Below are 6,000 nucleotides of genomic sequence, written 5' to 3'. Positions count from 1 at the left end.
CGGCCGGTACCAGTCCGGGTAGAGGTCACCAAGGAACAGCACTGTGACGGGTCACGCCCCGCAAAAGGGGCGGACAATCTTCTGATCAAGCTACCGAGGTGGGCCGGACAGGTGCCGGCCGGACCACCCCGATGGACTGACAGGTCTAGGGAAAGACACCATGAGGGTCAGTTGGGTGGCGAGTCACATCCATCTAGGCGGAACGGCCTGGCACCCATCCTGCCAGCCAGTCCCAGACCAGCCACTGTCAAGACTCACAGATGGGTGAGAAGGCCGTGCGGAAGGCGGCCAGGGCTGCGTCCCCGGCCTCGATGCCCTGCCCGCCGATCGCGCCCGCTTCCATCCCGATCACGCCCGTGTATCCGGCGTCGCGGAGTGCCTTGGCAATGGCCGGATAGTTGATCTCCCCGGTTCCGGGTTCGAACCGGCCGGGAACATCTGCCACTTGGATTTCGCCGGTGAACGGCTGGGATGCCCGGACAAGCTCGATCAGGTTCCCCTCGCCGATCTGTGCGTGGTAGAGATCCAGCATCATTTTGACGTTGGGGTGGTTCACTGCCTGGACCAGCGCCAAAGTGTCTTTGGCCCTGGCCAGCGGGATGCCGGGATGGTCGAGGATGGTGTTGAGGTTCTCCAGGGCGAACGTGATCCCATGTTGTGCGCCCAGCTCACCGAGTTTCTCCAAGGTTCGGAGTCCGGTCAGCCACATCTCTCCCGTGGAGCGGTGGGTTGGTCGGACGGCCCGGCCGCCCTCGCCCAATTCCGCGGGGTGCACCACCATCCGTTCCACACCCAATTCCAGCGCCGTTGGAATCAGCTTCTCCGCGGAGGCCAAGACCTCGTGGGCGTTGGTGGGGTCGATGACACTCCCGCCAAAGTAGCCGCTCATTGAGGAGAACCGGGCGCCCGTGCCAGCGAGGGCCGGAATGTCCTGGCCCCGGGTGTCCCACAGTTCCACTTCGAAGCCCTGGTCATGGATCCGCCGAACGCGATCAATGAGCGGCAGTTCCCCGTAAACCATCTCGGCGCAGACGGCCAGGCGGAAGCTCATGCGCGTGCTCCCTGAACTTCCAGGGCAGGCTCAGCGGCCCGGACATCGGCGATCTTCGAAATTTCCACGGGCAGCCCGGTCTCCGAGGACCGGAACGCAGCGAGTGCCACGGCCAAGGCGTTGCGCGCATCCACCCCACCCGGCGCCACGACGGTGGGCGAGGCTGCCGTCGTCGTACGTTCTCCGGCGTAGCCGCGGCGCGCGGCGACGTCGTCCGCGAAGTGCGCGAGCTCGTCCGTGTAGGCATCGTGGAAGAGGTGGATGTTCAGCCGGCTGGTGTCCGAGGCGATGCCGGCGGCGGTATAGCTGGTGGCGTTCGTGGCTTGTGGCGTGCCGGCCGTGACCATGCCTGCGGAGCCGAACACCTCGCCGCGGACGTCGTAGCCGTAGAGCGCGTTGAAGTTCGCTTCCGCCACCGCGATGGCGCCGTTGCTGTACGTGACGGTCACGACGGCGGTGTCCAGCAGGCCGCCCGCCTTCGCCTCGGGTGCCACCAGGGCATCGGCGACGGTGTGGACCCTGACCGGAACGGCGCCCGGGTTCAACCAGTTCAGTGTGTCGAAGTCGTGGATGAGGGTTTCCAGGAAGATGGTGCCGGGCGCGATCCGTTCGGGGTTGCTGAGGCCTGCTTCCGTGCCGGGATCGCGGGTAAGGGAGCGGAGCAGTTGTGGAACGCCCACCGCGCCGTCGTCGATCAGCTTCCGGGCTGCCGCGAAGTCGCTTGAGTAGCGGCGGTTAAAGCCAAAGCGAAGTACGACGCCGGCACTCGCCGCTGCGTCGATGGCTGCGTCTAGTTCCTCGATGGTCCGTCCACCAGGCTTTTCGCAGAAGACATCCTTGCCGGCGCGGGCTGCTGCTGCGATCAGTTCGGAATGGAAGCGCAGGGGTGAGGCGACCAGGACGGCGTCCACGTCCGGATCGGCCAGGACATCCGCTACGTCCGTGCTGATCTTGGTGACGCCCAGCTTCGTGGCGAGTTCCTGGACAGCCGGAAGGACGGGGTCGGCAATGGCCTCCAGCCGGGCATTCGGGATGCGCCGTGCAATGGACTCGGCATGGAACTTGCCGATCCACCCGGCGCCGATCAAGGCGATGCGAACGGGCCGGTCTTGCGCGACCGGGTGCTGGAGGTACGTCATTGATGGCTCCTTGTGCATGGCGACTAGATCGTTCTAGTTTCGACAATACTGGCATGCTTTTGGTGAGGCGTCTAGATCGATCTAGTTTCGCGTGTGCTCATGATGTCGCTCCTGCGGCCAAGGCAAACGCGCGCACCTAGGCCCGCAGCCGCCGTCGGAATTCCCTGGGTGTCTGGCCCGTATCGCGGAGGAAGTGCCGGTTGAAGTTGGAGAGATTGGTGAAGCCAACCTCGTAGCAGATATCCGATACTGCTTTGTCAGTCCGCTCAAGGAGCCGGCGGGCGTGGGCGAGCCGCAGCTTCCTGACGAGGTCGCTGAAGTTCTGCCCGGTGGCCCGCTTGAAGTACTTGGAGAAGGCTGGCTCGCCCATTCCCACCAAGGCAGCGGCTTCGCCCATGGAGAGGGGGCCGGCATGATGCGCGAAAACGTATTCGAGGACGATGTCCACCACCGCGGCGGCCTTCACGTCGAGTTGCGGTTGGAACCATTCCGACGCGAGATAGCGCCGTTCACCCGCAGGAGCCGTACCGAGGATCCCAAACAGGCCCACCAGGTGCTGCAGACGTTGCAGGCCCGTGGATGCTCCCATCGCCTCGATGGCCCGGGCGGCATCAACAGCCGCAGTTCCCAGGAATTCGATCCCGCGGGCCGACTCTTCCAGCAGCGGCTTGATCTGCGCCAATTCAGGCACCACGAGTGACGCCTGATCAACCCACGCGCCCTCGAACTGGATCACGGCGTCGCGGTTCACCAGGACCTCGCCGGCCTTCAGATCGCTCACCCAGTCGTGGGGGAGGCCGGGGCCAACCAGCACCACATTGCCGGGCTCGAACGTGCCCACGTAGTCGCCCACGATGAACTTGCCGGGACCCTTCCTGGTCAGGTGGATCTCGTACTCGGGATGGTAGTTCCAGCGCGCCAACGGGCCCGGGTAATCGTGCTGGTGCCAGCGCACGGAGTGGTGGGGATCGGCGGGCACCACTTCGCGCACAGCCTGCCGTCCTACCAATCGGCTGGCGAGCAGTGCAGGCATCCGAGCGGACACGGCAATCCTTCCGACTTGTGGCAAATAAGTATCAGTATGGCGTACTTCCGGCGCTAGTCGTCCCCGCCCCGGCTGCCTAGCCTTGAGGAAAATCCAACCCGCCAAAGGAACTCCGAAATGACAATCCCAAGTGCACTGACGCCCTTGCTGAAACACCCCCAAATGCCTGCCACCATGCGTGCCGCGGTCCTGCAGCGGCAAGGAGTGATGAGCCAGGCGACACTCCCCGTTCCGCAGCTGCAGCCGGACCAAGTCCTGGTCCAGGTGGCCGCTGTGGGCGTCTGCGGCAGCGACGTCCACTATTACGAGCACGGCCGGATCGGTGATTTCGTGGTGGAGCATCCGCTGATCCTCGGCCACGAATTGTCGGGGCGGATTGCCGCCGTCGGGACCGCTGTGGATCCCGCCCGCATCGGCGAGAGGGTCGCCGTCGAGCCTCAACGGCCGTGCCGGAGCTGCACGCAGTGCAAGGCCGGCCGGTACAACCTGTGCCCCGACATGGAGTTCTACGCCACCCCACCGGTTGACGGTGCTTTCGCCGAGTACGTCGCCATCCAAAGCGACTTCGCGTACGCCATCCCGGACTCGGTGAGCGATGAAGCCGCGGCCCTGATCGAGCCGCTGTCCGTGGGGTTGTGGGCCTGCCAGCGCGCGGAGGTCAAACCGGGAAGCAGGGTCCTCATTGCCGGTGCCGGACCGATCGGCATTATCGCGGCGCAGGCGGCCCGGGCATTCGGGGCCACCGAAATCCACATCACGGACATCGCGTTGGACCGTCTGGCCTTCGCCTTGGAGCATGGTGCCACCCACGCGCTCAACGCGCTGACGGACAGCGTGGAAGGGCTCGACGTCGATGCCTTCATTGACGCTTCCGGCGCACCGGCCGCGGTCCGTTCCGGGATCAAGGCGGTGGGGCCTGCGGGCCGCGTCATCCTGGTGGGCCTTGGCGCCGATGACGTGGAACTCCCCGTATCGCATTTCCAGAACCGGGAGATCTGGCTGTCCGGCGTGTTCCGTTACACCAACACGTGGCCCCTGGCGATCCAGCTCCTCGCTGACGGCAAGGTGGACCTGGACATCCTTGTTACCGGGAAATTCGGTCTCGATGAGGCCGAGGAGGCATTGCGCGCAGGCAAGGAAGCGGGCCAGCTCAAGGCCGTGGTTTACCCGGGCCGCTGACCGGAATCCGCCTCCTAAAACTTTTTTTGAAACCACCCGTCACGTTTCAGGAGGGGTCTGCACATATCCAGTGCCTATGTCGTTGCATCGCAATCTGTGTTGTCGCCCTTTTCGACGCAGTTCCGCGGGCAACGTTGCGTTAGCAGTGATGGATGTGGCGGGTTCTGGGGCCCGCCCGGGGCGCCGTCACTGCGGATAACCGGGCTAAGTGCGGTCGGTCGTCTGAGTCGCGACCGGCCGCACGTCTTAAGGTCCGCGCGGGGCTGTCTTGGATCGTTCTATAGACTGGCTCCGGCGGAGGAGGGACATGGCAGGCAAACGCCCCACATTGATGGACGTCGCTGAAGCGGCCGGGGTTTCCCGCGCGCTCGTGTCCATCGTGATGCGCGACGCTCCCGGTGCGTCCGAGGCCACCCGGCTCAAAGTCCAGGAAGCCGCCCGGCAGCTCGGATACCGCCCGGATAGCCGTGCCAGACTCCTTCGCAGCAGCCGGACCAGGCTCCTGGGCATCAGCTTCTCCACGGCGCACGCTTTCCATGCCGAAATCGTGGACGCGGCCTACGCCGGCGCCACTGAGCGCGGTTATGACATCGCCCTCAGCGCAGTGGCCAACGGCCGCCCCGAACAGCGGGCCGTCGAATCACTCCTGGACCTCGGTTGCGAGGCCCTGATCCTGATCTCGCCCATGCTCGGAGAGCCCGAACTGGCGGGCTATGCCGCGCGGGTGCCCGTGGTCAGCCTCCTCCGGGACGATGTTGGCGAGGCCTTGGATTCCGTCAGCAGCGACGATTTCGAGGGAATCCGCATCGCGATCGAACACCTCACCTCGCTGGGACACGAACGGATTGTGCACGTCGACGGCGGCGGCACCGTTTCCGGTCCACAGCGCCGCGAGGCCTTCAGCGCAGAAATGCTCAGGCGGGGCCTGGAACCCCGGATCGTGTCCGGGGGACCAACGGAAGAGGACGGCCTGCGCGCCGGGCATGAGCTCCACGCGGACCCGCCCACGGCCATCATCGCCTTCAACGACCGCTGCGCACTAGGCGTCCTGGAAAGCCTCAGGGCCGTGGGACTCCGCGTCCCGGAGGACGTCTCGGTCCTCGGCTACGACGACAGCCAATTCGCGCGCCTAAGCTACGTCCGGTTGTCCTCGATCAGCCAGGACGCACCGCTCTTGGCGCGTGCCGCCGTCGAACGCGCCATTGACCGCCTGGAAAGCCCGACGCCGGCCGCGCACCAGGTACGGACCCCGCACCTGGTGGTTCGGAGCACCACCGGCCCAGCTCGACCGTAGGCGCGCCCGCGGAGTCCGGGCGCGCCCGTTTCCGCCGATCGCCCCCTTTCTTACGGGTGCGATAGGAGTTCCGTGTGGGTGCGCAGGGCGGGTGCGTGGAGCGGTAGAGGGTGCGATGGGTGAGCCGTGTGGTGCGCAGGGCGGGTGTGGGTGCATGGGGTGTGTGCTGTGTGGGCGCGCAGGGCGGGTGCGGGAGCATGGGGTGTGTGCTGTGGGGGCGCACCCGTTTCCGCCGATCGCCCCCATTCTTACGGGTACGTGGAGCGGTAGAGGGTGCGATGGGTGAGCCGTG

5 protein-coding genes are annotated in these 6,000 nt (G+C 65.8%); 2 read left to right on the top strand and 3 right to left on the bottom strand.

Annotation, left to right across the window (positions count from 1 at the left end):
• Window positions 1-247: 247 nt before the first annotated feature.
• The 3 genes from ACIPV6_RS06915 to ACIPV6_RS06905 form a co-directional block, all read right to left on the bottom strand.
• Window positions 248-1,051, bottom strand: coding sequence for a TIM barrel protein (locus ACIPV6_RS06915; RefSeq protein WP_400270153.1), 804 nt, complete (start codon window positions 1,049-1,051; stop codon window positions 248-250).
• Complete coding sequence (locus ACIPV6_RS06910; protein ID WP_400270152.1) at window positions 1,048-2,190, bottom strand: Gfo/Idh/MocA family oxidoreductase; 1,143 nt, start codon at window positions 2,188-2,190, stop codon at window positions 1,048-1,050. The genes ACIPV6_RS06915 and ACIPV6_RS06910 overlap by 4 nt, the downstream gene beginning before the upstream one ends.
• A gap of 136 nt (window positions 2,191-2,326) precedes the next feature.
• Window positions 2,327-3,235 (bottom strand): AraC family transcriptional regulator, encoded by a 909-nt coding sequence (locus ACIPV6_RS06905; RefSeq protein WP_400270151.1) that lies wholly within the window; start codon window positions 3,233-3,235, stop codon window positions 2,327-2,329.
• A 117-nt stretch (window positions 3,236-3,352) separates the two neighbouring features.
• Between ACIPV6_RS06905 and ACIPV6_RS06900 the strand changes: the two genes are divergently transcribed.
• Together ACIPV6_RS06900 and ACIPV6_RS06895 are read left to right on the top strand one after the other, a co-directional pair.
• Window positions 3,353-4,414 carry an NAD(P)-dependent alcohol dehydrogenase gene (locus tag ACIPV6_RS06900; RefSeq protein WP_400270150.1) on the top strand — a complete coding sequence of 354 codons (1,062 nt, stop codon included), beginning with the start codon at window positions 3,353-3,355 and terminating at the stop codon, window positions 4,412-4,414.
• 307 nt (window positions 4,415-4,721) lie between these two features.
• Window positions 4,722-5,708 (top strand): LacI family DNA-binding transcriptional regulator, encoded by a 987-nt coding sequence (locus ACIPV6_RS06895; protein ID WP_400270149.1) that lies wholly within the window; start codon window positions 4,722-4,724, stop codon window positions 5,706-5,708.
• The last annotated feature ends 292 nt before the right edge of the window (window positions 5,709-6,000 follow it).

This window comes from Paenarthrobacter sp. NPDC089988 (genome assembly GCF_044748465.1).
Lineage (GTDB): Bacteria > Actinomycetota > Actinomycetes > Actinomycetales > Micrococcaceae > Arthrobacter.
Note: the sequence above shows the minus strand (reverse complement) of the source record. Positions and strands in the feature narration are given on the sequence as shown.

Excerpts from the sequence above, each read along its gene's own strand:
- ACIPV6_RS06915 (WP_400270153.1), bottom strand. The coding sequence starts at position 1,051 with ATGAGCTTCCGCCTGGCCGTCTGCGCCGAGATGGTTTACGGGGAACTG.
- ACIPV6_RS06910 (WP_400270152.1), bottom strand. The coding sequence starts at position 2,190 with ATGACGTACCTCCAGCACCCGGTCGCGCAAGACCGGCCCGTTCGCATC.
- ACIPV6_RS06900 (WP_400270150.1), top strand. The coding sequence starts at position 3,353 with ATGACAATCCCAAGTGCACTGACGCCCTTGCTGAAACACCCCCAAATG.
- ACIPV6_RS06895 (WP_400270149.1), top strand. The coding sequence starts at position 4,722 with ATGGCAGGCAAACGCCCCACATTGATGGACGTCGCTGAAGCGGCCGGG.